A 26662-nucleotide genomic window follows, 5' to 3' on the forward strand; every position below is an offset into this window, starting at 1 on the left:
AAGAATCCGGAGGTGCGCGATGCAGTACATGCTTCTTATCTATGATAGCGAGGCCGATGGCAAGAAACGCCCTGACGCCGAACGACAGCAGATGTTCCAGGATTACGGAACCTTTACGCGCGAAATCGCGCAGGCCGGCAAGCTCAAAGCCGGCGACCCGCTCGAACCCAGCACCACGGCGACCACGGTGCGCGTCCGCAATGGCAAGACGGTCGTCACCGACGGGCCGTTCGCGGAGACCAAGGAGCAACTCGGCGGCTACTACCTGGTCGAGGCGAAGGATCTTGACGAAGCGATCGCGATCGCGGCGAAAGTCCCTGGTTCGAAGTTCGGCTCGATCGAAGTGCGCCCGGTAAGAAAGATGAGCATGTGACGGCGCGCGACAGCTTGCACTCCGGCAGCGCGGTCGAAGGCGCTCGACGGTGGAAGGTGGCTCTTCGACCGCTCGCTGGCTAGGCTGCATGGGCATTTCGGTTGCATCGCCGATGGCGCCTTCGACCTACGACATCGATCGGTTCTATCGCGAGGAATTCGGACGAATCCTCGCTACGCTGATTCGCGTGCTCGGCGATTTCGATCGCGCCGAAGAGGCCGCCCACGACGCATTCGCCGCCGCGCTCGAGCAATGGGATCGCGACGGCGTGCCCGACAATCCGCGCGCGTGGATCATCGGCGTTGCGCGGCACAAGGTGATCGATCGCATCCGCCGGGCGGCGCGCTTCGATCTCCGCCGCGACGAGTTAATCCGCATGGCTGAATCAGATACCTCAGATGCTCCCGACGGCAGCGATGCGTTTGCCGATGAACGCTTGCGGCTGATTTTCACCTGTTGCCATCCGGCGCTCGCCGACGACGCCAAGGTCGCGCTCTCGCTGCATACGCTGTGCGGCCTCAAGACCGAGGAAATAGCGCACGCCTTTCTGACGGCGCCCACCACGATGGCGCAGCGCCTCGTGCGCGCCAAGCGAAAAATCCGCGCGGCGAACATTCCGTACGAGGTCCCATCGCCGGAACTGCTCGCCGAGCGCCTGCAAAGCGTCATGGCCGTCGTCTATCTGGTTTTCAATGAAGGGTACACGGCGAGTTCCGGCGATCGCCTGATGCGCACCGATCTCTCTGCCGAAGCGATTCGGCTCGCGCGCGTGCTGGTCGAATTGATGCCCACTGAGAGTGAGCCGCGCGGCCTGCTCGCGATGATGCTCCTGCATGATTCGCGGCGCGATACGCGCGTCGATGAGCACGGCGAGATGGTGCTGCTCGAGCATCAGGATCGCTCGCGATGGGATCGCGCGCAGATTGCCGAGGGCCTCGCGCTGGCCGAGCGCGCACTTCAAATCGAAAATGCCGGGCCATACGCGATACAAGCGGCAATCGTGGCGGAGCATTCGCGCGCAGCGGATGCGGAAACGACCGACTGGAAGCGCATCGCCGAACTGTATGCGCGCCTGCACCGGCTCCAGCCGTCGCCGGTGATCGAGCTGAATCGCGCAGTCGCGATTGCGATGGCCGAAGGCGCAGACGTCGGACTCGCACTGATCGATTCGATCGCGAATCGTGGCGACTTGCACGACTACCATCTGATGTGGGCGGCGCGCGCCGATCTGCTGCGTCGTCTCGGCCGCTTTAGCGAAGCGGCTGAATCCTACACGATGGCTCTGGGACGGGTCGGGAGCGCTCCAGAGCGGCAGTTCCTCCGCCGCCAGCTCGACGAAGTGATGCGCCACGGTAGCCGGCTCGGCTAACTGTGCGCGCGGCCGGTGCCGCACGCCACGACTCAACGATCGCGCGATTTTTTTGCACCTTCGCCGGATTCGTATCCAACAAATTCTTGCGATATGCCCGATTCGTGTTAATAACTCGGTCACTCGATAGACGATGAAAAACCATGATCGCGAAATCTGCTGCGGCATCGCGATCGGCGGCTATCGTCGCGGTTGGGAACCGGGAGGACGGACAATGAAACGGCTACCGATCTGTCTGGAAACGCGGCAGAGCATCCTAACGGCTACGGCGTGGCGCGCACTCGGCGCCGCGATGCTGGCGATTCTCCTAGGCGCGAGCAGCGGCTGTAATCAGATCTTTGGTCTTGACGAAACTGAAGCTATAAGACCGGATGCCTACAATTGCGCCTGCACGTGTACCAGTTCTAACAATTCCTTTCCGCCGATTGTCCTGAACACCAGTGTTTGCCTGCCCAACGGTATCAATCCAAACCTGACCTCGAACTCCGTGACGCAGCAACAACTCGACGCGGATTGCAGTGGGCGCGTCAGCGGCAACATCTTCGGCGCGATCGAGCAATGCGTGACGGACCAACCGATCGCATGCCATTGCACTGCGTTTCCTGTCGTTAGCATGTTTATTGCCCAGGAATGCGACCAGCCGTGCACCGGACAGGATCTCGATCCAAGTTGCAGTAATTTCAATCCCTTCGCGAATCCTCCACAGAAGACAGCTACTAACATCCCAAACAAGGAGCCCGTATGCCTGGTCGCATCGGCAGACCCTCCCACTCCCGTCCCAGACCCGCTGGTAGCCGGCATCTTTGGACACACCAGCAACTGTAGCGTCGATGGTGATGTGACGATCGAGCGCGATGGCGACAGCCAGACCCATTCCGCGACAGGCATAGTGAACATCAATGGGAGTCCCTGTCCCGGCGGTGGCTGTAAGGTCGGCATGTCCTATCGGCTAGATCACATCAACGATTTCAGCTTCGACTCATTTGGCGGGATCGAGAGTGTAGAGTTCCAGAACTTGTTCGCGTCAGGCGCCAGCATCCCGAACGGTGCGACTCTCGACGCATCCGGCAATGGCACCTTCGCGGCCAACTCGACGCAGAGTTACGGGAAGGGTAGGCGCAGCAACCAGACGGCAGGCGTGGAGACCAGTAGCGATAACGCCGCCTACGTCGGTCCGAATGGCGGCCCGATCGGCGTACAGGTCAATTGGCAGAATCACGCCTGCGCGGTGAGCGGCGCGTTGCTAGGGCAGATCGAAGGTGATGCGACGAACATCAGCACCGATCTGACGGGAACTATCACCAATGAGCCGCCGACTGCGAATGCCGGCGCGCCGAAGACGGTCGAGTGCACTTCAGCGGGTGGAGCCGGTATCGCGCTCGACGCGAGCCACAGTACCGATCCCGAGGACAACATCGCGCTGTTCGTATGGCGCCGCGGAACGCGCGCTGGACTGGAGATCGGCGACGACGCCGTCGTTCACCTCAACCAAAATCTGGGCGGGAGCAAGGCCTACTTCCTGAAAGTTGTCGATACGTTGGGGCAGGCTTCCGAAAGCTCGACTTCAGTGAGCGTCGTGGATACGACGCCGCCGGTCATCGCCAGTGTGTCGGCTTCACCGAATGTGCTGTGGGCGCCGAACCACAAGCGGGTGCCGGTAAGCGTGTCCGTTTCAGATACGGATAAATGCGACCCGGCGCCGAGCTGCAAGATAGTGCAGATTACAAGTAACGAACCGATCGCGGCGTCGGATGCGCAGATCACCGGCAAGTTCACCGCGAATCTGGCAGCAAGCCGCCTCGGTTCGGGTAGCGGCCGCATTTACACGATCACGGTTCGATGCACTGACGCGAATAACAACAGTTCCACCGGGACGGCGACGGTATCAGTGCCGCACGATCGGCGAACGTGATTGCATAGCTCCGTGATTTCAGCGTCGTTGGCCATGCGGCGACACTAAATCGAGTTGTGCGATCGAGCAACGCGGCGGCGTTCGCGATCAAGCCGGACCGGATGTGGTGCTGCGAACCGCCTCCGCTGCGATGCTCGCCGCGCTGGGCGCACCGAGCATCGCCTGCAAGCGCTCGATGCGTTTTTGCAATGGCGGATGTGACGAAAACAGGTTCGCCAAAAATCCCTCGTTGTCGTCCTTCATGCCCTCGCGCGGATTCACCATGAACAGATGCGCGGTGCCGGCGGTGCCGGCCTTCAGCGGCGATTCGATCTGCGCGATGTGTTGCAACGCTCGCAGCAAGGCGCGCGGATTGCGCGTGAACTCAACCGACGATGCATCCGCCAGGTACTCGCGCTGGCGCGACACCGCCATCGCGAGCAACTGTGAAAAAAGCGGCGCCACCGCCGCGAGAATGACTACCGCGACCGTGATCAACGCCGCGGCATTGTTGTCGCGATCGTGATCGTCGCGATCGCGCCCGCCAAATCCGCCGAAAAACATCCAGCGGTAAACGAAGTCGGACAGCATCGCGATCCCGCCCACCATCACCGCGATCATCATCATCGTGCGGATGTCGTAGTCGGCGATATGCGACATCTCATGCCCGATCACGCCCTGCAGTTCCTCGCGATCCATGTTGTCCACGAGTCCCTGCGTCACGCAGATCACCGAATGCTGCGGGTCGCGCCCGGTTGCAAATGCGTTGGGAGAAGGGTCGTCCATCAAATACGGCTTTGGCGCCGGCATCCGCGCGGCAATAGCCATTTCGTTGATGACGTTCAATACCATTTGATGCTTCTGAGTATCGGGCGTCAGCGGCCGCGCGTGTACTGACAATAGTACCAGCGATGCTCCGCCGTAGAATGAGACTAGCGACTGGATACTGCCAAATAGTAATGCCGCAATAGTCAATGCGGGGAATCCGGCGAGGCGGCCATTGTCGAGGTAGAGATCGCGCGCGGCGAAATCCAGGCCTAAGCCGAGCGCGCCGAACAGCAACATGAAGACCGCAATCAGGATTGCCGTCTCGCGGCGATTGGTCGCCTCGAGCGCCCTGAAATTGCTGGCCGCCGCCATCGAACGATCCTGCGCGAGCCGCCGCGATTCAGGCGCGCGGCGCAGTCATCGCGAGATCAACTTTAGGAACCGCCTGATCCTCGGGCGCAATTTTGAAGTACTCCGCCTTCTTGAAGCCGAAATTGTTGGCGATGAAGTTCGACGGGAACGTCTCGGTGCTGTTGTTCATCTCGAGCACCACGTCATTGTACGCCTGGCGCGAGAACGCGATCTGATTCTCGGTCGTGGTCAGCTCTTCCTGCAGCCGCAGTACGTTTTGATCTGACTTGAGCTGCGGATAGTTTTCCATCACCGCAAGCAGCCGCCCGAGTCCGGTGGTGATTTGATTCTCTGCCGCCATGCGCGACGTCTGATCGGGTGCACTGATAGCTTTCGCGCGAGCCTCGACCACCTGGGTCAGCGTATCGCGCTCGAACTGCATGTAGCCCTTGACGGCTTCGACAAGATTCGGAATGAGATCGTGACGCCGCTTGAGCTGCACGTCGATCTGCCGCCAAGAATTATCAACCTGGTTGCGGAGGCTGACCAGCCGGTTGTATGCCAGCACGCCCCACGCGACGACTGCCACCAGTATTATGAAAAACACCAAACCCATCGCAATTCCTCCCGCGGAGCTATCGGGACAGTGAGTGTCTTTGGCGGCGCGCGATATGTCTGCGCCGGCACGCGATCAGATTTCTATTCGCATGCCGGCGCCGGTTGATCAATCGATTGGCGGCCTTAAGTTAGTGGTCGAACTCGACTTTGACCTTGAAGGGCTTGCTCTCGGCTTTCTTCGGCAGCGTCACTTCGAGCACGCCGTCCTTGTAAGTCGCACGGATGCCCTCGTGGCTCGCATCTTCGGGCATCGTGAATGCGCGATGGAGCGTTCCGTACGCGCGCTCGGTCAAGTGAATCTGCGCTTCCTTCGACCACTCCGGCCGCGTGCGTTCTGCTTCGACGATCAGATGACCGTCGTCAACCCGCACGTCAACGGACTCACTCTTGATACCCGGCATCTCGAAATAGAAACGATAGGTGTCCGCATCTTCGATCACATCCGCGGTCGGCGCCAACTTGCGCGCCACGGCCGGATCGAGCTCATTCCACAGCAGATTCAATCGGCGCAGCACCGAATCGTGGGGCATGAGTCCATTAGTCATTCGCACTTCCATCTTGGGCGATCCTCCTACCGGCTGGTTGCCGGCAAATGCTTTAGTTTTCGGGGCGCGATTCATCCGGCGCTATCAATCCGCCGCTTGTTATCCTTTCGCGTCCACGAGATAAACCTAAGTACGAACTGTCAGCCGTCAAGCGGCACGCGATTGAAAATGGCGATAAACCCTAGAAATGAACGCTATTTCGGCGGTTCTTGCGATGCGGAAACGGTCTCGATTTCACGCGCGAAACGCTCGGCCATCGTGCGGTCGCCCAACTCGTCGGCCAGCGCTTTGCCTTCCTTCAGCACTTCGACGGCGCGCGCTATGTTGCTCTTGCCGAAGAACACGCCAGCCTTGCGAAAGATGCGGGCGTAGCGTTCACCTTTTTCGGCGGCATTCATGACGACCAACTCGAGCGACGAGACTCGCAACACGATCCTAGGCGGACGGTTGACGCTGATCCAGCCGCGGCGCGGCTATCGATTTTCCGTCGAGGCGATCTTGCTGGGACGCTTCGCGCGGGCCGGCGCGCGCGATCGCGTGCTCGAACTCGGCGCAGGATGCGGCGTCATATCGATCATGATCGCGGCGCTCGCCCGGCCGCGGCAGGTCGTCGCGATCGAGCTTCAGCCGCACCTCGCGGAGATGATCGCACGCAACGCCGAGCTGAACGATCTGAAATCGATTCGGCCAATTTGCGCCGATATCAGAACCCGCAGCATCGCGACGGTCGAGCCCGCCAGCTTCGATCTAATCGTCGCGAATCCGCCGTATCGCGCGCACGCTACTGGCCGCGAGAATCCCGATCGCGGACGTCGCCTTGCCCGCGGCGAAAGTACTGCGACTGTCGCCGATTTTGTCGCAGCCGCGCGACGCTACGGACGCCGCAGCGCTCGCGTCGCATTTATCTTCACCGCGCGCCGCGCCGCCGAGCTGATTTCGACGATGCGCTCGAAACGGCTCGAGCCGAAGCGCATCCGTTTTGTCCATCCGACGCGCGCGATGCCCGCGTCGGTGGTCATGATCGAGGCGCGGGTCGAGGGCGGTATCGAAGTAACGGTCGAGCCGCCGCTGATTCTGTACGAGGCGCCAGGAATATACACTAAGGAAGCACTGGCTATACTCAATTCATGGTCAATCGATTGTAATATAGATAGCAAGTGAGTTTCTAACTACACGATGTTTACCAAGTCGGCCGAGTTCTATGACGCGATCTATTCGTGGAAGGACTATGCGAAGGAAGCGCAGTTATTGCTGGAGTTCATCGCGCGGCATCGAAAGTCCACCGGCAACCGGCTGCTCGACGTAGCCTGCGGCACGGGCGCGCACATTGCCTTCCTCAAGGATGCGTTTTCGATCGAAGGCCTGGACCTCGACGACAACATGCTCGCGATCGCGCGCAGCAAGCATCCGGAACTCGTGTTTCATCACGGCGACATGATCGATTTCGATCTCCCGGACAAATTCGACGTCGTCGTCTGCCTCTTCAGTGCGATCGGTTACGTGAGGAAACCGGCTTTGCTGAACAAGGCGATCGCAAACATGGCGCGCCACCTCGTGCCCGGCGGCGTGTTGATCGTCGAGCCGTGGCTGACCCCGGAAAAAGTCGAAGGCGGCAAGCGACCGCCGGTGCATTCGATGTTCGTCGACCGGCCCGGCCTCAAAATCGCGCGGCTGAACGAGACGCTGATCACCAACGGCATCTTCCGCAGCAATTTTCACTATCTGATCGGACAGGGCCAGCGAATTTACTATCGGCGCGAACGCCACGAACTAGGCCTCTTCACGCACGAGCAGTATCTCGATGCGTTTCGCAACGCCGGATTGGAAGTTCATCACGATGAGCAGGGCCTGATGGGACGCGGACTCTATGTCGGCGTACGGGCGTCCTGATCGCCGAAGCTACTTCGCTGCGAGAAACTCGATCGCCTGGTCAGCGACATAATCGGGTGCCTCCATCGGCATGAAGTGGCCCGTCTCGGGAACGTCGATCACGCGGCCGCGTTTGAGCTCTTTCGCGATCTTGCCCGAGAGCGACGCCGCCAGCGAATCGCTCTTCATGCCGAACATGATCAGCAGCGGCGCCTCGCATCGCAGGATGCGTTGCAAGCCGTCGAACTCCTGCGAGGTCGCGTAGATTTTTGCTTCGTCCTCGGGCGAGCATTTGAGTTCGCGCTTGCCGTCGCTGTTCTGGCGCGTGCCGAACTCGCAATAATCCCGCAGGATGTCCTTGCGCCACGTGTCGTACGGCGGCTTGTGGTCGAAGTTCGAAAACATCGCCTCGACGCTATCGAACACGCGCTTGCGTTTCAGCGTCCGCTCGACAAACGGATTGCGCCATCCGAGTTCCGGCGAGTCGGGCGTCTCGAATAGAACCGGCTCGACCAGCACGCCGCGCGAAATCAAATCCGGACGCTCGCTGGCAAGCGATCCAATCGCAGTCGCGCCCGCGGAATGGCCGAAGGCGCGCACGCCGGCAAAGCCCATCTTCGTGATGAACCCCTCGAGATCCTTCATCGTCCACAGCCAATCGTATTCGCGGTTCGGTGCGGCGGAACTGTCACCGTGACCGCGTTGATCGTAGCTGAAAACGTGGCCGATCGTGCGCAGCCGCTCCGCAATCGGGCGATAGATGCGGCCGAGAAAACCGGTCGCATGCAGCAACACGATCGGATCGCCGGCGCCGCCCCAATCGAGAGTATGCAGGCGAATTCCGTTCACCTCGAGGAAACTGCTTTTCGGTTCGTTCGATTCCATGGCTTCGAGTTGCGGCAAATCTTAAGCGAGCATCGCATGCGATGGAATCGCGCGGGCTTTGCATTCGAGTGTGAATAAGAAAATCAGCGGCGTGGATCTTTCACCACGCTCGCCAGAATTTTCTCCTCGGCTTCGACGCGATGCGCCGTGCTCGAGGCGGGCGAGCGCAATTCCGCCAGCGTGATCGATTTGAGCGCGCCGTGACGCGCCTCGCCGAGCTTTTCGAGCACCATCGCGATGCGCGCATCCTCGACGCCCTGCGCCGGCGCCATCACCGCGTCAATCGCGTCAGCGAGCACGATCGCGCTCGGGTCGCGCGCCAGGAACAATCCCTGGCTGTGCGACGGCGAACCGGGGTCGGCGCGAATGATGAACCCGCCTTCCATCAACCCTGCCACGATCCGCACGATCGCCGGCTCGGCGACATTCATCTCGCGCGCCAGGGTTTCGGTCTTGATCACCTGCCCGCTCTTTAACGCGCGATCGCTCAGCCGCAGCAGGATCTGCAGCGTCGCGATGTACGGAAAGTCAGCCGACATCGGTCCGATCGTCGTCGGGATGTCGCCGCGCTGGATTGCCGCGGTCAACTCGGCGCCGAACAACACCACCGCCCACGCGACATAAATCCACACCAGGAAAATCGGCAGCGACGCGAGCGCCCCGTAGATCGCGCGATAGCTGGCGACGCCAACCTGGAATCGCACGTAACCCCACTGCGCGAGCTGAAACAGAATCGCCGTGACGAAGGATCCGATCAGCGCGGGGCCGTATTTAACCCGGGTGTACGGAAAAAAAACGAACAGGAAGAAAAATCCCGACCATACAAAAAGATACGGCGCGATTAACGTGACGATCGGAAATTGCGCGATCCGCTCCGACAGCAGCGCCGTCACGCCCAGCGCCGCGACGATCAAAAGCGGCACCGTGAACAGCACGCTCAGATAATCGGAGAATTTGCGGAAGTAGCTGCGGCTCTGCGGCACGTTGAAGATCGTGTTGAGCGCCTGCTCGACCGTGCTCATCGTGGAGATCACCGTGATCAGGAGAAACGCGCCGCCCGCCGATCCGAGCGCCGCGGCGTTCACGTTCTCGATGTACATCATCAATTGCGCCGACACGCCCGACGATCCGAGCGCCAGGTATTGATCGACCAGCGGACGCAACCGCTCCGAGCCGCCGAAGCCCTTCAATGCCGAAAACGCCAGCGCCAGCACCGGCACGATCGACAGCGCGACGGTGTACGTCAATGCTGAAGCGCGCAGCAAATCGTTGTTGTTGATGAAGGCCTCGACCGCGCGGCTCAGGATGCGCCAGACCGTCAGCGCGTAACTGCTCCGCGTGCGCGATTTTGCGCTGGGCGGCGCGCCGTCGAGGTCGGTAGGTAACTGATTAGCCACTTGCTATTCGAAACTTGGTACTGACTTCCTCGACGTGCAATATGGAACTGCGCTCACGCCACCGATTCTCAGTGCACCGATTGAACGATGTCAAGCTGGCCTCGCGCGTCTGCGTTGCGCGCCGCGGCCCTTTACGATTAGCTCATCGGAGATGAGCCGGCTCTCAACTCGTGGAAAATATCTGTTCGACGGCGCGCAAAAGTTTTACGTTCGCGGCGTTTCTTACGGACCATTTGCTCCCAATTCCCGCGGCGAGCGCTATCCCGAAGCGGAACGCGTCGCGGCGGATTTTGCACTGATGCGCACGCTCGGCGCCAATGTTCTTCGCGTTTACGTGCCACCTCCGGCCTGGATGGTGGAGGAAGCCGCGCGGGCCGATCTCCGCATCATGCTGGGAATCCCGTGGCCGTTTCACATGGCGGTGCTCGATTCAAAAGAAACGACGCGCGAGATTCGCGAGACGATTCGCAAGACCGTGACCGAGATGCGCCAGTTCGGCGAAACGATTTTCGCCTACAGTCTTGGCAACGAAATCCGCTCCGATATCGTGCGATGGCACGGGCCGCGCGCCGTCAGCCGCTTCCTGAACCAACTTTACAAGATTGGCAAGGACGTCGATCCCGACGGACTCTTTACCTATTCGAACTATCCATCAACTGAGTATCTAGATCTGAGTTTTCTGGACTTCATTTCATTCAATGTGTATCTCCATCGCGAGGAAGATTTTCGCCGCTACCTTACGCATCTGATGGCGCAAGCGGGCGATCTGCCGCTGGTCCTCAGCGAAACCGGGATGGACACGATTCGCGAAGGCGAAGCTCATCAGGCCGAACTGCTTTCATGGCAGGGACGCGCGGCCTTCGAGCTCGGCCTGTCAGGTTTCATCGTGTTTGCGTTCACCGACGAATGGCACACCGGCGGTTCCGAAATCACGGACTGGGCGTTCGGACTTACGCGGCGCGATCGATCGCAAAAGCCGGCCTTCGATGCGATGCAGACAATTTTCGCGAGCGATATCCCGCCGGCGCTCCCAACCGCTCCCAGAGCCAGCGTGATCGTTGCCGGCTACAACGCCGCATCGACGCTGCCCGGATGTCTCGAATCGCTGAAGCAGCTCAACTATCCGGATTACGAGATCATCGTCGTCGATGACGGCTCGACCGACGCGACTGCCTCGATCGCAGAAACGGCGGGGGTGCGCACTCTTCGCCTCGAGCATCGCGGGCTTGCGAGCGCACGCAACGCCGGAGTCGATGTTGCCTCGGGCGAGATAATTGCCTTCATCGACGCCGACGCGCGCGCCGATCGCGATTGGCTATATCATCTGGTCGAAACGATCACGCGCCGCAACGCCTCCGCTGCCGGCGGCCCGAACTTCGCGCCTGCGCCAACTTCGAGTACTGCCGCGGCTATGGCGGCCGCGCCGGGATTGCCGCGCGAAGTTCGCGCCAGAGACGATCGACTCGCCCAGTTATGCGGATGCAACATGGCAATCACCAAAGCGGCATTCCAAAAAATCGGCAGCTTCGATCCGATTTTTACCACCGCGGGCGACGACGTCGATCTTTCGTGGCGTCTCGACGCCGCCGGCGAAACGCTGGCGTACGCTCCAGGAGCCACTGTCATCCACGAGCGACGCTCGTCACTCCGGTGCTATCTCCGCCAGCAGCGCGGCTATGGCGCAGGCGAGGGATTGCTCTTTCGCAAGTATCCGCTCTGCAGCGCTGACGAAGGCGGCATGTATGCGCCGGGGTCCTGGCTCGGCTCGATGTTGGGCGGCGCGCGGGTTTACTACGGGGCATTCGGCCGCGGCCTGTTTCAGACTGCCTATTCGTCAGGTAGTCACTTCGCTGAACTGCCACTGACTATTCATTGGATTGTATTATCGTTGATCTTGCTATTGCTCGGTTCCGTGAATCGACTACTCGGATTACTAGGCGGTGCCGGACTAGCTATTAAATTTATAGTTTCAGTCGCGGTCGCTTTTTTGACCCCGATCGACAACGCACGCTTCGGGTTCTTTGCGCGAATCTATCTATTCGTCCTGAATCTGCTGGGCCCGAGCGTACGAAGCCTTGCGCGGGAACGCGTGAAATGGCGCATCGAAGCAGCCACCGACGGCGGCAAATCGCAATCCGGTAGCGCGTTTGGCGCTTCGATCAGGCTCGTCTCAACGGACGCCGCAACTCCCGTTGATACGACGGCGGTGCTCGTGTCGATGCGCGAATCGATGTTTCGGCGCGGTCTTGCGGTCGCACCAACCGACGGTTTCCAGCCGTACGACCTCCAGGTGGTCGCGCCGCCGATGATCCGGATGCCGATAAATGCGCTGGTAGAAAAGGACGGCGGAGTGACGCTGCTGTGGCGGCTCCGCATCGTATCGCGACGCGCACTGATTGCCGCTGCGATCGCCCTGCTAATCCTGCTGGTGTCCGGATTCTCGACTACCGCCGGCGTTTTGATCGTGCTGACTGTGGGAATCGCTGTCGCTGCTATCGCGATCCTCAGAGCCGCGCGCCTCTCCTCGATCATGCTGGCCGCTGCCGCCGAAGCCGCCGACCGCCTCGGGCTGCTTGTGATTCGTCACCTCGAAGCGAGCATTTGATGGGCACTTTCGAACTCTACGGCCACGTCATCCGCGCGATGCGGCCGCATCTCGGCCGTCTCGCGATTGCGATCGTGGCGGTGCTGCTGGCCTCGGCGACTGAAGTGCTGAAGCCGTGGCCGCTCAAAGTCGTGATCGACAACGTGCTGCGGGGAGCGCCGCTCCTAAACCGCTGGATCCCGCCGTTGACCCGCGCCGAATTGTTGCTCGCCGCCTGCTTGAGCCTGGTGATCCTCTACGCGCTGTTGGGTTTGCTGAACGTCGGCGCCAATTACCTCACGATCTCGATCGGCCAGCGGATGGTCAACGATTTGCGCGCGCGGCTGTTCGATCATTTGCAAAGCCTCTCGCTTTCGTTTCATCGCCGCCGCGAAATCGGCGATCTCATGGTCCGCATCACCTACGACACTTACTCGATTCAGACCATCGCGATGAACGGGTTTTTTCCGCTGCTCTCCGCCTCGATTCTGCTGGTCGGGATGTTCACCGTCATGATTCGCATGGATGCGATGCTGACGCTGGTGGCGCTCGCGATCATCCCGATGATGCTGCTTTTGATCGTCTCGATCAGCGGACGCATCGACGCGATCTCGGGCGGCGCGCGGATCAAGGAGAGCCGGCTTTTCACCGTCGCGCAGAGCGCGCTCGCCGCGATTCACGTCGTACAGGCCTTCACGCGCGAGGGCGAGTCGTACCGCGAGTTCGTCGAATCCTCGAGCGAGAGCCTCGACGCGACGCTGCGCCTGTACACCTTGCAAACGTTGTACGGCGGCGCCGTCAGCGTGCTGATCGCGTGTGGCACCGCGACCGTGATTTTTATTGGCGCGCAGCACGTGCTGAGTGGCCGCCTGACCATCGGCGATCTAATCGTGTTCACCACTTATCTCGCCTCGCTCTATGCGCCGGTGAATCAGATTTCTCAGACTTACGGGCAGGTCGAAGGCGCGAAAGCCGGACTGCGCCGATGCCTCGAGTTGCTCGCGATCGATCCCGAAATAAAGGATCGCCCGGGCGCGCAATCGATCGGTCGTGCGCGCGGCCAGATTGAATTCGACAATGTGAAATTCGGCTACGATCCGGGCTGGCCCGTGCTCAAAGGCATCAACTTCAAGGCGCAGCAGGGTGAAACGATCGCGATCGTCGGCCCAAGTGGCGCGGGCAAAACCACGATGGCGAGTCTGCTCGCGCGCTTTTACGAACAGCAGCAAGGCGTGATCAGAATCGACGGCCACGACATCCGCGACCTCAAGCTGGATTCGCTGCGCGGGAATATCGCGATGGTATTGCAGCCGCCGCTCGTACTTGGCGATTCGATGCGCACCAACGTCGCGTTCGGATTGCGTAACGCATCGGAAGCGCAAATCGCGCGCGCAATCGAAATGGCGCGGCTCGATCCCGTCGTCGCCAAGCTCCCGCGCGGGATCGATGAAATCGTCGGTCAGGGCGGTCACAGCCTTTCGGAAGGCGAGGCGCAACGCGTGACGATCGCGCGCGCTCTGCTCAAGGATGCGCCGATTTTGATCATGGATGAGCCCACCAGCGCGCTCGATACCGAAACTGAATCGATGGTGCTCGACGCGGTGCGCGAGGCGATGCGCGGGCGCACCACGCTCGTGATCGCGCATCGGCTATCGACGATTCAAAACGCCGACCGCATCCTGGTGCTGCGCGACGGCTTGATCGCGGAGCAGGGAACCTTCAACGAGCTGCTGGCCCGGAAGGGATTCTTCAGCTACCTCTACAACATCCAGGCGTGGAACCGTGAAGCCGCGAATTGAACCTTGGCGATGGCGTCACGCTGAATCGGAGCATCGATGCGTACAATTGGACTGACGGGCGGAATCGGTTCCGGCAAAAGCACGGTGGCGCAGATGCTTGGCGAGCTGGGCGCGCCGATCATCGACGCTGACAAAGTAGCGCATACGACGTACGCTCCCGGCGCGGCCGCATACGAGGCGGTGATCGCCGCATTTGGCGCAGGCATCGTCGCGCCCGACCGCACGATCGATCGCCGAAAGCTCGGCGCAGTCGTGTTTGGCAATCCTGAGCAATTGAACAAGCTGACTTCGATTGTTTGGCCTGCAACGCGCGCGGCGATCCAATCGAGCATCGCGGATCTGCGCGCCGCCGGCGCGAAAAATCCGATCGTCGTCGAAGCCGCAATCCTGATCGAGGCCAACTGGACCTCGCTGTTCGACGAAATCTGGCTGGTACGCGCGCCGCGCGAGCAGGTCGTCGCCCGAATCGAACGCCAGCGCGGCCTCAAGCCCGCCGAAACCGAAGCGCGAATCCGCGCGCAACTGCCCGATGAGGAACGCGCGAAATACGCGAGCCTCGTGATCGACAACAGCGACACGCTGGAAAACCTGCGCGAAGAGCTGAAAACGATTTGGCGGGGCGCGCTCGCACGCAATAGCTAGATTCTGAGCGCCGCCAACACCGCGAACGTCACGACCTCGACCAGCGCGCATCCGCCCGCCAGCGCGTAGCCCGCGACGCCGCGCATCCTGCGGCTCAGCAACAATCTCATCGCGAGGATCGTAAGCGCGACCGCGATGATCAGCGCGAGCCCGACGTTCTGATACAGACCCATCGCGAGACCTAGCGCGATCGCGCTCGAGACCGCGAATTCGCGAAATCGGATGCCGCCTGCGAACGGTATCCCCAACCCCCACTGCTCGAGCGGTTTCAGTCCGTAAGCAATCGGCACGATCGACCATCGCGAAAGCATCATCGCCATCACCAGCGCGGCTGCGCGTCCCGCCGGATCGACGACTCGGGACAGGCAAAACACCTCGAACCCGAACGCCAGCACTGACGCCAGCGCGCCCAATGGACCGATGCGGGCGAGGCCGGTACTCGCGGGACGCTCGCCAAATCTGAGGCCCTCGACCAAATCAGCGATACCTCGATTCGTCAGCCCGAGCGAAATTCCGGCGCCGATAAGCAGTGTGAAAATCGATCGGCCAAGTAATCCAAACGCGAGGCCGCCTACCTTATCCACGATCGTAAGCACGAGTCCAAGCATCAGTCCGATCAGGGGAAAGTAAATTGTCGCGCGGCTTCGCTGTTCCGCGCTGCCCTGCGACCTTTCGTCGACAATCGGCCACAAGGTCAGCGTTGCAGTCGCTAAGACACCTTCGAAAATGAGATCGCGCAACCCCGGCGGATTCGATTCTGGTTCGGTTTCCATTGCGGCGAACAAGACTAGCCGTTGCCGAAACCGGTCGCACGCAAGTCAATCACAAACTCAAACCGGACTTAATGCGCGCCCATCTGCGCCGTGCGCGGATCGTTCTTTTTCATAAGGAAGACCAGCGGTAACATGCAAAGGCACGAAATCGCCATCACCCAGATCGTATCCACGTAAGCAAGCGCCGCCGATTGCATTTGAACAAAGCCGTAGAGATGGCCGTAGGTCTGCTGCACTGCTTCAGTCGGACTGAAGCCTCTCTGAAGAAACGTGGCATTCATTCCATTGGCCAAAGTCTGGAAGGTGTGGTCATAAGCTGTGACATGCAGCGATAAATGGTCTTGATGAACCTGCGAGCGCCTCGCTACTATCGTAGTTACCATCGCGATTCCCACGCTGCCGCCTATGTTCCGGGCCAGATTGATGAAGCTCGACACCTGATTGTTCTGGGCCTGAGGAATTCCGACATAGGCGATGGTATTGAGCGGCACGAACAGGAACGCCAGACCTATCGACTGCAAGCATCGATAGACAATCGCCGCCCTGAAATCGATTCGCGGATTGATATTGGTCATATAGATGAGCGCCCATGCCGAAACCGCGAAGCCGAACGCAATCAACCATCGCGCCTGAACCCTGGTTACCAACGTACCTACGATCGGCATCATGAGCATGATCGTGAGACCGCCCGGAGATAGCACCAAACCCGATAGCTGGGCAGTATAGCCCATAAGCTGTTGCAGATAGAGAGGCAGCAACACCGTAGTACCATAAAGACCGGTGCCAACCACGAACATCATCAACCAGGTGATCGAAAAGGTGGGACTCTTGAACAGCTTGAGGTCAAGAATCGGATACTTTTGGCGCAACTCCCAGATCACGAACCCTATCACCGCGACGACCGATATCGCAGCCAGCCACGCGATAAAGTGAGAGCTCAGCCAGTCCTCTTCCTGTCCCTTATCCAGCACCACTTGCAGGCATCCCAGACCCAAAGCAATGAGACCCAGGCCTATGTAATCGATACTGAATCGAGCGCGCGCTGTTTTGGTCACTTCCTTAAGATAAGGAGGATCTTCGACCATTCGGTAGGTCAGTAGCATCGAGACCATTCCAATCGGCACGTTGATGAAGAAAATCCAGCGCCAATTAAAATGATCCGTGATGTAACCGCCCAGCGTCGGTCCTATCGCAGGCGCCAGCACTACAGCCATCCCGTAGATGGCGAACGCCATTCCGAATTTCTCAGGCGGAAAGGTATCCGCAAGAATAGCTTGCTCGCTCGGCTGCAAGCCGCCGCCGCCCGCTCCCTGGATTATCCGAAACAGGATCAGCATCCCTAGCGAAGGAGCTATCCCGCATAGAAACGAGCTGCAGGTGAAGATCGCCACCGATGCCATGTAGAAGCGCTTGCGTCCTACGACGTTGCCCAGCCATGCACTTAGCGGCAGCACGATCGCATTAGCTACCAGGTAGGCAGTCAGCACCCAGGTGCTTTCATTCACGCTCGCCGACAACCCGCCCGCGATGTGCGGTAGCGCGACGTTGGCGATGCTCGTATCGAGCACTTCCATGAAGGTCGCGATCGTTACCGTAAGCGCGATCGCCCAGGGATTGGCAACAGCTCTGGCTATAGATGCCTCGCCCGCCGAACTCGAGCGCGCTGCGGTGCTCATCTTAGCCAGACCGTAGCATCGACCGACATTCCCGGCCGCAAGCGGCGGTCGCCATTCTGTCCCGAGTTGAGCCGTATTCTTATAGGTAGCCGCTGCACCACCTTGACGTAGTTGCCGGTGGCATTCTCCGGTGGTAGCAGGCTGTACTTCTCGCCGCTCGCCCCACCCAGGCCCTCGACGTAGCCGTCATAGTCGCGATCGGTCGAGTCAACGTAAATCGTCACGCGCTGACCGGGCCTCAGCTTGCGAATCTGGGTCTCCTTGAAATTCGCCGTAATCCAGATGTCATCGAGCGGCACTATAGCCAGTAGCAGCTGTCCGGGTTGCACGCGCTGTCCGACCTCGACCGTCTTCTTGCCGACGACTCCGCTCATCGGTGCAACTATCTTCGTGTATTCGTGATTCAGCAGCGCCTGATCGAGCGCCGCCCTGGCCGCCTTCACCGACGCTTGCCGCGAGCCGATGATCTTCTTCGCCGCGTTGGCCGTCGCGAGTTCCGATTCGAGCGCCGCCTGATCGACCGCCGCGGCGCGGATGCGCTCGTCGTACTCCGCGCCCGAAACCACGCGCTGCTTGTACAACGACGTGTATCGTTCGGCATCCTTCTGCGCCTGATCGTTGGTGGCCGCGGCCTGACGGACCTTGGCCTCAGCCGAGATCTGGCCAGCGCGCGCCGATTCAACCTGTGCTTCGACTTCCGCCAGATTGGCGCGAGCGTTGTCGACCGACGCCTGCGCGTCGCGCGGATCGATCTCCGCCAGCGCGGTGCCGGCCGCGACGAACTGCGTATCCTGCACGTACACGCGCGCGATCGTCCCGCTGATGCGCGAACTGATGGGCGCGATATGCCCGTCGATTTGCGCGTCGTCGGTCGTCACGTAGGTATCCATGTATTGCCACGTGCGATAGCCCGCGATCGCAAGCCCGATCGCGAGCGCCACCAGCACGAGCCTGAATGCGAACCGACCTATCGGGCCGCTGCGGCGCTTCGGCAACGGAATCGACGAGTCCTGCGTATCGACCCGCTCTCGCTCGTCAGCACCGTTGACGCCGGCCCTCTGCGGAGACTGTTCGCGCAACGCGTCCAGCTCGCCCGTGGTTTTTGGATCGCCGACCGGAACGATCTGCGATTCGCGATCTTCGCGCGGCGCCAAACCCATGATTGTCATTTCACCGGCGCGACGATTCGATCGACGTTCTCGCGCAAAATTGCCTGGATAACTTTCAACCGCGCCGCCGAAAACTCCTTCCATCCCAGCAGCCGGAGCGCCGCCGTTCCGCTCGAATGGAACACCAGGATCTCGCCCAGAATAGTCTGCGCGCGCACCGCGACTCGCGGGTCGCCTTCGGGCCGTTTCAGCAGGATCGCGAGCAATTTCGTAAACGCGCGCGCGTTCTTGCGCATGATCCCCTCGAAAATGATCTCGAAGGCCGCGCCCGGTTGCAGTTGCTCGCGCAGCACGAAACGCGACCAACTGTCCGCCTGCGGCGAGCCGATCACCAGCGCCGAAAAGCGCTCGAGCAGTTCATGCAGCAGCGCCGCCGCCGCGTCGCGGTCAAGCTTGCGCTGCGCCAGCGCCCGCTCGATTTTTCCGATCACCGGCGACATCTCGCTCTCCGCCGCCTCGACGATCGAGTGCGCGGCGGCCAGGTAAAGCCCCTCCTTGCTGCCGAAATGGTAGGGAATAGCCGCGAGGTTGGCGCCGGCCCGGTCGGCCAGCATCCGCGTGCTCGCGCCCTCGAAGCCGTAAGCGGCGAAGATCTCCAGCGCCGCCTCGATCAACCGCTGCCGGGTATCCTCGCCGCGGCTCGGCGCCGGAATCGTTTCGCGTTTTGCCGCCTGGATCGTCATCGCCACCTCGCACTCCGGCAGGAGTGCTCCAGCTTGATTCAATCGAATGATTGAGTCAATCGAATGAATCACACCAGCCGCGTCGAGCGCCCTTTTCGCTTCCGCTCAACGCGGACGCGGCCACACCTCCGCGACCTCGGTGGCGAGCCATTTGACCAGCGCCGCATTTACCTCCAGCGGCTTTTCCTGCGCCACCCAGTGTCCCGCGCGAATGGTCTCTTCCTTGAGATTGCGGCAGTAGGTGCGCATCGGTTCCGCGAGGCGCGAATGCGTGCACTCGCAAACGTAGTCGTAACGCGCATTGATGAACAAAACCGGCAGATCGATATAGCCATCGCTGCGCGCAGTCTCGGCATATTTGGCGTTCGCCGAATGATTCGAATACCACGATGACGGCCCGAAGAATCCGTTGCGCTCCAGCGCCGCAACGTAAATGCTCAAGTCCTCTTCGCTGACCACGTCGTTGTCGCGCGGAACGTCCGGGATGCGATTGCCGCCCAGCATCCCGCGATTGCGCCGCGCGGTCGCAGTTACCGCCGGCTTGCCCTCGCCCTCGGCATTGCCTTTGCGGAACGCCAGCTTCATGAAGTTCCGCACTTCGGCGTCCATCGGCGCGATCGACTCGGCAAAGCTCTCCTCGTAGTAGCGCATGTAATCCCACTGGCCCGCCGGATACTCGCTCTCGGGATACACCTTCCGATCGACCAGCGTCAGCGTGTGATCGAGTCCGCGCTCGATCGTGTAGTAGGGCACGCACAGGTTCGCGACCGCGTTGCATCGATCCGGATGATGACTCGCGAGATTCCACACCACTGGACTGCCCCAATCATGTCCGACCCACACCGCCTTTTCGCGGCCGAGCGAATCGATCAAATCGATCATGTCGCGCACGATATGCACCTGCTGGTAGTCGCTGCTCTTCGGATAAACCGTGGAGCGCCCGTAGCCGCGCATGTCCGGCGCAATCACGCGAAAGCCAAGCGCTGCCAGCGCCGGCAGTTGATGCCGCCAGCTAATCGACAGCTCGGGCCATCCGTGCACGAAGATGACCAAAGGCCCGTCTTCGGACCCCGCGGCGAGATAGAAAGTCGTATGCCGATCGGTCTTGGCGGTATGTTCCGTAATTCCCACTGGCGTTCTCCTGATAGCTCGGCGCTCGCGAAGTTGTCGATCGCGCATCGCGCCTGTTCCTGAAACTCTTCGACCGTCGCTAACACGAAGATCGACATGAAGCAACGCGACCGGTGCTCTACGCCACCTCGCTCGCGATGAAAGTCCTCGATATGGAGCCGGGGCCGCACGACGGCGGCCTCTTTGCCATCACGGGGCTTGGCGTCAAAGGCAAGCCGGAGCCGCGCTTCGGCGGCTAATACTTCGGTAGCACGTATAGCGTGATACTCTGCGGCGGCACCGTCGCCTTCAAGGTGCCGCCCGACCAAGCCTGGTTCGCCAGATGAGTAATCGCATTCGATGCGCTTAGCTGGTACACCTGCGCCGAACCTGTAACCGTGAAGTTAGCCAGTGTCAGCGTAATCGGAGTCGAACCGGACAGCACCTTGTTGATTACCATCACAGTCAGCGCTGAATCCGGCGTGCGCTGCGCGGCAAATGCTGAAAGCTGATCCGGGTTAGGAACCACTGCCGATATGCTGGTATCGCCAAAGGCGCCGCGACTACCGTTATAGTTGCGATACATCTGCATTGCTTTGTAAGTCGGCGTCGATGCGTTCGGCACGGTCCAGCGAGTCGCCATGCTAAGCCCATAGCGGCCGAAGATTCCTAGCAGGTCCGCCTGAGTGGTAGCGCCATTGATGTGTCCTTCGGCGCCCCAGTTATATTCGGTCAACGCGATCGGCGTTCCAGGGTAGTACTTGGAGTTCACCCACGACCCCATCCGTGGAATCAGATCTACTTTATCATCGATCCAGCTTTCGGAGACATAGTTGGGATCCCACAGCTGGCGCGTCGAGCGATTGCGCAGCAACTGCATGCTGGCCGAGACATTGTTGCTGAATTCACCGCCTTGCGGATAAAAGTGCAAGCTGAAAATGTCGATCGGACGTCCAGCCGCCTTCCATTGACTTAGCAACCACGGCATATAGTCCTGCCCACCCATTACGTTCTGCCGATCTGGAAACGCGCTCCAATTGTGCGCCGCCGAGTACTGCTGGTCATACCCGCTAAAGCGGTAGCCGTCCCATCCCCATTCCTCAGGAGCGACGATCTTGGCGCCCGGATCGATGGCTTTGATCTTGGCCGAGTAGTCGATCACCTTGTCGCGAATCTCGGTCGCATGAGCACCTACCGGATGCACGTCGCGATGACTCGAGAACCAGATGCTCGATTCGTTGTCCATCAAGTAGTAAGCTAGCCCGCCTTGCGCTGCGGTACCCCACTTAGCGACCAGATGCTTCACCCACGCCTGTTCCGTCGTGGAGTTATCGGCCACGTTCGCATCATTGGGGTTGTTGCCCGTGACGTTGGTGTGACAATCAGCCTTGACGCCATTGCCCGCGTTTGGAAGCCATGGATCAGTGCTGCATTGCGAACCGTACTTGGCGACCGAGAAGCTCGACAGGATTGCGCGGCTGGCTCCTAGCTTGGCGACCCAGCCGATCATCGGAATAGTGAGCATCGCTTGCGCGCCTTGAAGCCTGGATTGCGAGATCACGTCGTCACCGGCGCCACCCGGCGTCGCGCTCGCGTAAGGATAGCTCTCATAGTACCAGTCGGCATCGAGATTGCGCGCGTTGATCAGCCAGTTGTACCGCGTCGCGTTGTTGCCGCCCGAGCGATTAAGCGGTGCGCTCAGGTTCGCTAGCGCCTTCGAATAGCCTTCGCTGACGCCATAGACAAGCGGACTGATAGGACGTCGGCCAGCATTCACATTGATGTTGATTGTGACCGGCGCGTTGAGCGCGAATGCGTTCCCGCTTGCCAGGCTTCCTAGCAAGACGATTATCAGTGCGGATCTGGACATAGCGTTCCCCCTTCTTCATGCCGTAACTCGAGGCCGCGCCTTGAACGCTGTCAGACTAGCAGCTTCCTGCGCAGAGCAGAATGCAACGAGCGAGATGAAATGCTTTTCGAGTCGTCTAATCGGAGCTATTATGTAACATTTATTTGCGTTTGATATATCGGCGTGGAAGGGCGAGACTGCTTGCCGGTTAGTCGTGACGGCAGGCTCGCGCCAGTGGCGGTCTATCAAGAGCTATCAAGGATTAAGCCTGACAGCTCATTCACGACCGGAGGATTCAGCCTTGGACGAACAGATAGCATGGATAGGAGTTGAGGAAGTTCGCAATCATTCGACCTGGTTCCTCGGCATGGGAGTCGCGCTGATTCTCATCGGATCCTTGGCGATCGGATCTGCGATGGCGGCTACCATCCTCTCGATGCTCGTTCTCGGATGGCTGCTGTTCATCGCGGGTCTGTTCGAGATGGTTCATGGCTTTGCGCGCCGGCGCTGGAGCGGTTTTTTCATCAACCTTCTCGGCGGCGGGCTGTACGCGATGGCTGGATTCATCATCCTCATCAATCCGGGTCTCGCGGCCATTACTTTGACCCTGATGATTGCGATCCTGTTTTTCGCGACTGGAATGTTCCGCATCCTCATCGCGCTTTCGACTCCGCTGCATCATCGGGGCTGGCTGGTGGTCAATGGATTGATTTCAATCGTGCTGGGCCTTTCGCTCTGGAGCTCGTGGCCGACCTCCGGGTTCTGGGCGATCGGCCTGTTTGTCGGTATCGACATGATCTTCGACGGATGGACCGAACTGATGCTCGCGATGAACGTCCGCAGAATCGCGACTGCCGCCCCAGCCTAGGCTCCAAGGTGCCGCGCCTGACTAGCTTGATGCGTCTATGCGTTGCGGATCGTCAAGCCGCCATCGACCGGGATGACCGCGCCGGTAAGATAGGACGCCGCCGGCAGGCAGATGCTGAACGTGATGTGCGCGACCTCCTCCGGATAGCCGTAGCGCTTCAGCGCGGTGCGCCGCTTGGCGAAGATGGTCTTGTGCTCCTCGGGAATCGAGTCGGTGAGTCCGGTGCGGATCGGTCCCGGACAGATGCAATTGACCGTGATTCCCTCCGGACCCAGGTCAACCGCGAGCGCGCGCGTGAGCCCGATCACGCCGGTCTTGGCGACCACGTAAGGGCTGTCGCCAGGCGTCGCGCCGAGTCCCTCGGTCGAGGCGATATTCACGATTCGCGCCGCGTCGGACTTGCGGAGATGGGGCAGCGCCGCGCGCACCAGCCGCTGCTGCGCCGTCAGCAGCCCCTCGATGGTTCGGTCCCAGACGCGGTCGTAGCCGTCGTCGTCGAGCGGATGAAAACCGGCGAAGCCGGCGTTGTTGATCAGGATATCCAGCCGGCCGAAGCGGTCGGCGACCTCGGCGACCACGCGCTTGATATCGGCGTGATCCAGAACGTCGAGCCGCCACGCCTCGGCGCGCCCGCCCTCGGCCTTGATTTCCTCAAGCACGCGGGCGAGGCCGGCTTCATTGATATCGGTGATCGCGACCAGCGCTCCTTCCTGCGCGAACAGATGCGCCGTGGCGCGGCCCATCCCGCTCGCGGCGCCGGTGATCAGCACGGCGCGTCCCCTCACGGATCGATCCAGTTTTTTGATCGCTGCCATCTGCGTTCTCCTCAATGCTCAGGCGCTGTAACTAGCCGCCCTCGAGCTCATTTGCTGAGCTTCCACTGAATTAATGTCGCGTCGCCGTGATCCTCGAAGACTGCTTCGACGTCGACGTCGAAGGGCGGGTTCTGCGCCGGATCGCCGAGCAGATTACCGACCATCCGGATGTTGTCCGCGTCGGGCAATTCGACCACTGCGACGATATATGGGCACGCGCCGCGAAGCGCAGGATGAACCGGGTTCCACGTTCGCACCCAACTGAAGAGGCGACCGCGGCCGGAGACCTTGTGCCATCCGAGATCGAACGAATGGCACTTGTGGCAGATCGGTTCGGGGCCCCATTGGAAAGCACGGCAGGAATTGCATCGCTGCACCACCAGTTCGCGACGCTTCGCGGCCTCCCAATATTCCTTATCGAGGCCGTTGCGCATCGCGCGCGGAGTCGGCAGACCTTCGGGCAGATAATGTTTTTTGTCTTCGGCCATGATGCGATTCTCCTAGAGGCTGTGCACGATCAAGTCGCTGACTGGCGTGACCATCGGGCCGGATGCGACCAGCGAGATTTTGCAATCAGGCACCTGGCAAGTTGAATCGCCGCGCACTTGCCGCACTGCTTCGGCGACCAGCTCGAGGCCGTGCATGTAGCACTCGGCGATATTGCCGCCGCTGGTATTGACCGGCAGCTTGCCGTTCGGAGCGGTGATGTTCTCGAAAGTGACGAACTCCATCACCTCTTCGGGCTTGCAGAAGCCGTGCTCGGCGAGGCTTACCATCACGGCGCCGCTGAAGTGTTCGTAGATTTGCGCGCAATCGACGTCCTTGGCGGTGATGCCCGCCATCTCGAACAGCCGCGGCGCCAACGTCTTGAAATTCGACGCCGAGTAGTCGGGGGAATTCTCGATCGTCGCGCCCTGCCGATAGTCGGAGCCTTGCGCGGCCGCCATCACGTAGGCGGGCTTTTTGCGCGTGTCGCGCGCGCGGTCGGCGGTGGTGAGAATCAGCGCGGCGGAGCCGTCGTTCTCCATGCAGCAGTCGTAGAGATGAAACGGCTCGACGATCCATCGCGACTTGTCGTACTCCTCGCGCGTCAGCGGATGACCGTACATCACGGCGCGCGGATTGAACTGCGCGTGGTAGTAATCGGCGAGCGCGACTGCCGCGAGCGGTTCGCTGTTGATGCCGTACTGGTGCATGAAGCGCCGCGTACGCAGCGCGATCCATTGCGCGGGTACGTATAGTCCGTAAGGTGCGGTGTAGGCGCCGGGTCCCGAGATGTCCTTGCTGACCGGAGCTTGTCCGAAGCGGCCGAACTGGCCTTGCGCGAGCGCGCGGAACACCACGACGTATTTCGCGAAGCCGGCGACCAGCGCTGCGCAGGCATTGCCGACCGCCGCGGAACCGCCGCCGCCGCCGCCGCCCCACACCATCCCGGCGAAGCTGAGTTGCTTGAGTCCGAGCGCGGTCGCGAGGCGCGAGGCGTCGTTGCGATCGTTCGCGTAGCCGGAGATGCCGTCGATATCGCGCACGTCGATACCGGCGTCGTCAGCGGCTTTCAGGATCGCTTCGCACGCGAGCCGAAACTCGCTCACCGGCGCCTGTGCGCGTTTGTAATAGGTAGTCTCGCCGACACCGACGATCGCGACTTTGTCCTTGATCGTGTTTTCGCTCATAACGTCCTTCTCTCATCTCTCACGTTTCGCAGCATCTTGTCATTCTGAGCCGAAGGCTGCGCAGGCGAAGAATCCCGGACCTTTTGCTACGTTCAGCAGTGCATCGGGATCCATCGGCTTCAGAACTCCACAGGCTAAAGCCTGTTGCCACAATGAAATGCGCGTTCCCTACACCGCGGTGTAGCCGCCGTCCACCACGAACTCGGCGCCGGTCACGAACGACGCTTCATTCGAGGCGAGGAATAGTACGACCCACGCGACTTCCGCGGGCGTACCGGCGCGCTTCATGGGCGCGATCGCGGCGATCGAGTCGATTTGATCCTGCGACAGGATGTCGATCATCGGCGTTTTGATCACGCCCGGATGAACCGAATTGACGCGGATATTGTCCGGCGCGTAGTGCACCGCGCCGACTTTACTGAGAACTCGGACCGCGCCCTTGGTGCCGTGATAGGCGGCCGCACCGGCCGAGCCGATGATTCCGTAGATCGACGAGATGTTCACGATCGAGCCGCCGCCGCGCTTGCGCATCGCAGGCACGGCGAACTTCATCCCGAGCCATACGCCCTTCTGATTCACCGCGACGACCGAGTCCCATTCTTCTTCGCTGGTGTCCTCGATCGTTTTGAAATTGAGGATGCCGGCGTTGTTCACCAGGATGTCGAGGCCGCCGAATTCGCGCTCGCATTCCTCGATCGCCGCGCGCCAATCGGCGCCGCGGGTGACGTCGAGATGAATCGCAAACGCGACGCGCGCGCCCGCCTTCTTGTTGATTTCGCTGGCGAGCGCCTGCGCCTCGCGATCGAGCACGTCGCCGATGACGACTTTGGCGCCTTCGTCGGTGAACATTTTGGCTTCGGCGGCGCCTTGTCCGCGCGCGCCGCCTGAGATGATCGCTACCTTACCTTTGAGCCGGTCCATGATTGCTTGCCTCCTGAGTTGCGCGGGGAGCGGG

The 26662-nt window shown here is 60.7% G+C and carries 27 protein-coding genes; 10 read left to right on the forward strand and 17 right to left on the reverse strand.

Annotation, left to right across the window (positions count from 1 at the left end; all coding sequences use genetic code 11):
- Positions 1-19: 19 nt before the first annotated feature.
- A complete protein-coding gene (locus Q7S58_RS16790) occupies positions 20-373 on the forward strand; it encodes a YciI family protein (protein WP_304828414.1) in 354 nt (117 codons plus the stop codon).
- An 88-nt stretch (positions 374-461) separates the two neighbouring features.
- Positions 462-1742 carry an RNA polymerase sigma factor gene (locus Q7S58_RS16795; RefSeq protein ID WP_304828417.1) on the forward strand — a complete coding sequence of 427 codons (1281 nt, stop codon included), beginning with the start codon at positions 462-464 and terminating at the stop codon, positions 1740-1742.
- Positions 1743-2049: 307 nt separating this feature from the next.
- Here the strand turns inward: Q7S58_RS16795 and Q7S58_RS16800 are convergent, their stop codons facing one another.
- Positions 2050-2616: a hypothetical protein gene (locus Q7S58_RS16800; RefSeq protein ID WP_304828420.1), complete on the reverse strand. Its 567-nt coding sequence runs from the start codon at positions 2614-2616 to the stop codon at positions 2050-2052.
- Positions 2617-2679: 63 nt separating this feature from the next.
- On the opposite strand from Q7S58_RS16800, the gene Q7S58_RS16805 reads away from it, so the two are divergent.
- Positions 2680-3654 (forward strand): hypothetical protein, encoded by a 975-nt coding sequence (locus Q7S58_RS16805; protein WP_304828423.1) that lies wholly within the window; start codon positions 2680-2682, stop codon positions 3652-3654.
- An 87-nt stretch (positions 3655-3741) separates the two neighbouring features.
- On the opposite strand, the gene Q7S58_RS16810 is transcribed toward Q7S58_RS16805, so the two are convergent.
- From Q7S58_RS16810 to Q7S58_RS16825, 4 genes are all read right to left on the reverse strand, one after another.
- Complete coding sequence (locus Q7S58_RS16810; RefSeq protein WP_304828426.1) at positions 3742-4773, reverse strand: M48 family metallopeptidase; 1032 nt, start codon at positions 4771-4773, stop codon at positions 3742-3744.
- Between the two features lie 28 nt (positions 4774-4801).
- A complete protein-coding gene (locus tag Q7S58_RS16815) occupies positions 4802-5368 on the reverse strand; it encodes a LemA family protein (protein WP_304828429.1) in 567 nt (188 codons plus the stop codon).
- A 130-nt stretch (positions 5369-5498) separates the two neighbouring features.
- Positions 5499-5915, reverse strand: coding sequence for an Hsp20/alpha crystallin family protein (locus Q7S58_RS16820; RefSeq protein WP_304828432.1), 417 nt, complete (start codon positions 5913-5915; stop codon positions 5499-5501).
- Between the two features lie 194 nt (positions 5916-6109).
- Positions 6110-6313 carry a hypothetical protein gene (locus tag Q7S58_RS16825; protein ID WP_304828435.1) on the reverse strand — a complete coding sequence of 68 codons (204 nt, stop codon included), beginning with the start codon at positions 6311-6313 and terminating at the stop codon, positions 6110-6112.
- Here Q7S58_RS16825 and Q7S58_RS16830 point away from each other — a divergent pair.
- Complete coding sequence (locus tag Q7S58_RS16830) at positions 6312-7076, forward strand: tRNA1(Val) (adenine(37)-N6)-methyltransferase (protein WP_304828438.1); 765 nt, start codon at positions 6312-6314, stop codon at positions 7074-7076. The two genes, Q7S58_RS16825 and Q7S58_RS16830, sit on opposite strands and share 2 nt — an antisense overlap.
- A gap of 15 nt (positions 7077-7091) precedes the next feature.
- Positions 7092-7805: a class I SAM-dependent methyltransferase gene (locus Q7S58_RS16835; protein WP_304828441.1), complete on the forward strand. Its 714-nt coding sequence runs from the start codon at positions 7092-7094 to the stop codon at positions 7803-7805.
- A gap of 9 nt (positions 7806-7814) precedes the next feature.
- On the opposite strand, the gene Q7S58_RS16840 is transcribed toward Q7S58_RS16835, so the two are convergent.
- Positions 7815-8669: an alpha/beta fold hydrolase gene (locus Q7S58_RS16840; RefSeq protein ID WP_304828444.1), complete on the reverse strand. Its 855-nt coding sequence runs from the start codon at positions 8667-8669 to the stop codon at positions 7815-7817.
- An 83-nt stretch (positions 8670-8752) separates the two neighbouring features.
- Complete coding sequence (locus tag Q7S58_RS16845; protein WP_304828447.1) at positions 8753-10066, reverse strand: YhjD/YihY/BrkB family envelope integrity protein; 1314 nt, start codon at positions 10064-10066, stop codon at positions 8753-8755.
- Between the two features lie 151 nt (positions 10067-10217).
- Between Q7S58_RS16845 and Q7S58_RS16850 the strand changes: the two genes are divergently transcribed.
- From Q7S58_RS16850 to coaE, 3 genes are read left to right on the forward strand one after another with little or no spacing between them, the layout of a single operon-like run.
- The gene (locus Q7S58_RS16850) at positions 10218-12671 is read left to right on the forward strand and encodes a glycosyltransferase (RefSeq protein ID WP_304828450.1); all 2454 of its coding nucleotides are present in this window, start codon (positions 10218-10220) and stop codon (positions 12669-12671) included.
- A complete protein-coding gene (locus Q7S58_RS16855; RefSeq protein WP_304828453.1) occupies positions 12671-14449 on the forward strand; it encodes an ABC transporter ATP-binding protein in 1779 nt (592 codons plus the stop codon). The genes Q7S58_RS16850 and Q7S58_RS16855 overlap by 1 nt, the downstream gene beginning before the upstream one ends.
- Before the next feature lie 36 nt (positions 14450-14485).
- The gene (gene coaE / locus Q7S58_RS16860; RefSeq protein ID WP_304828455.1) at positions 14486-15091 is read left to right on the forward strand and encodes a dephospho-CoA kinase; all 606 of its coding nucleotides are present in this window, start codon (positions 14486-14488) and stop codon (positions 15089-15091) included.
- Here coaE and Q7S58_RS16865 read toward each other — a convergent pair.
- The 5 genes from Q7S58_RS16865 to Q7S58_RS16885 all read right to left on the reverse strand — a co-directional run bounded on the left by Q7S58_RS16865 (position 15088) and on the right by Q7S58_RS16885 (position 20523).
- On the reverse strand, positions 15088-15864 hold the full coding sequence (locus Q7S58_RS16865; protein WP_304828458.1) for an adenosylcobinamide-GDP ribazoletransferase: 777 nt from the start codon (positions 15862-15864) through the stop codon (positions 15088-15090). The two genes, coaE and Q7S58_RS16865, sit on opposite strands and share 4 nt — an antisense overlap.
- 68 nt (positions 15865-15932) lie before the next feature.
- Entirely contained in the window at positions 15933-17540 is a 1608-nt protein-coding gene (locus tag Q7S58_RS16870) for a DHA2 family efflux MFS transporter permease subunit (RefSeq protein WP_304828461.1), read from the reverse strand.
- Positions 17537-18700: an HlyD family secretion protein gene (locus Q7S58_RS16875; RefSeq protein WP_304828464.1), complete on the reverse strand. Its 1164-nt coding sequence runs from the start codon at positions 18698-18700 to the stop codon at positions 17537-17539. The genes Q7S58_RS16870 and Q7S58_RS16875 overlap by 4 nt, the downstream gene beginning before the upstream one ends.
- Before the next feature lie 5 nt (positions 18701-18705).
- Entirely contained in the window at positions 18706-19392 is a 687-nt protein-coding gene (locus tag Q7S58_RS16880) for a CerR family C-terminal domain-containing protein (protein ID WP_304828469.1), read from the reverse strand.
- A gap of 105 nt (positions 19393-19497) precedes the next feature.
- The gene (locus Q7S58_RS16885) at positions 19498-20523 is read right to left on the reverse strand and encodes an alpha/beta fold hydrolase (RefSeq protein WP_304828472.1); all 1026 of its coding nucleotides are present in this window, start codon (positions 20521-20523) and stop codon (positions 19498-19500) included.
- Between the two features lie 113 nt (positions 20524-20636).
- Between Q7S58_RS16885 and Q7S58_RS16890 the strand changes: the two genes are divergently transcribed.
- The gene (locus Q7S58_RS16890) at positions 20637-20762 is read left to right on the forward strand and encodes a hypothetical protein (protein WP_304828475.1); all 126 of its coding nucleotides are present in this window, start codon (positions 20637-20639) and stop codon (positions 20760-20762) included.
- Here Q7S58_RS16890 and Q7S58_RS16895 read toward each other — a convergent pair.
- Positions 20759-22372, reverse strand: coding sequence for a glycoside hydrolase family 44 protein (locus Q7S58_RS16895; protein ID WP_304828478.1), 1614 nt, complete (start codon positions 22370-22372; stop codon positions 20759-20761). The two genes, Q7S58_RS16890 and Q7S58_RS16895, sit on opposite strands and share 4 nt — an antisense overlap.
- A 280-nt stretch (positions 22373-22652) precedes the next feature.
- On the opposite strand from Q7S58_RS16895, the gene Q7S58_RS16900 reads away from it, so the two are divergent.
- A complete protein-coding gene (locus tag Q7S58_RS16900) occupies positions 22653-23219 on the forward strand; it encodes an HdeD family acid-resistance protein (protein ID WP_304828481.1) in 567 nt (188 codons plus the stop codon).
- A gap of 35 nt (positions 23220-23254) precedes the next feature.
- Here Q7S58_RS16900 and Q7S58_RS16905 read toward each other — a convergent pair whose 3' ends face one another.
- The 4 genes from Q7S58_RS16905 to Q7S58_RS16920 all read right to left on the reverse strand — a co-directional run.
- Positions 23255-24034, reverse strand: a complete 780-nt coding sequence (locus Q7S58_RS16905; protein ID WP_304828484.1) for an SDR family NAD(P)-dependent oxidoreductase — start codon at positions 24032-24034, stop codon at positions 23255-23257.
- A gap of 47 nt (positions 24035-24081) precedes the next feature.
- Complete coding sequence (locus Q7S58_RS16910; protein WP_304828486.1) at positions 24082-24522, reverse strand: Zn-ribbon domain-containing OB-fold protein; 441 nt, start codon at positions 24520-24522, stop codon at positions 24082-24084.
- 12 nt (positions 24523-24534) lie between these two features.
- On the reverse strand, positions 24535-25707 hold the full coding sequence (locus tag Q7S58_RS16915; protein ID WP_304828489.1) for a hypothetical protein: 1173 nt from the start codon (positions 25705-25707) through the stop codon (positions 24535-24537).
- A gap of 168 nt (positions 25708-25875) precedes the next feature.
- Positions 25876-26662, reverse strand: a 787-nt coding sequence (locus Q7S58_RS16920) for a glucose 1-dehydrogenase (protein ID WP_304828491.1), incomplete at its 5' end; no start/stop codon positions are given.

This window comes from Candidatus Binatus sp., assembly GCF_030646925.1.
Taxonomy (GTDB): domain Bacteria; phylum Desulfobacterota; class Binatia; order Binatales; family Binataceae; genus Binatus.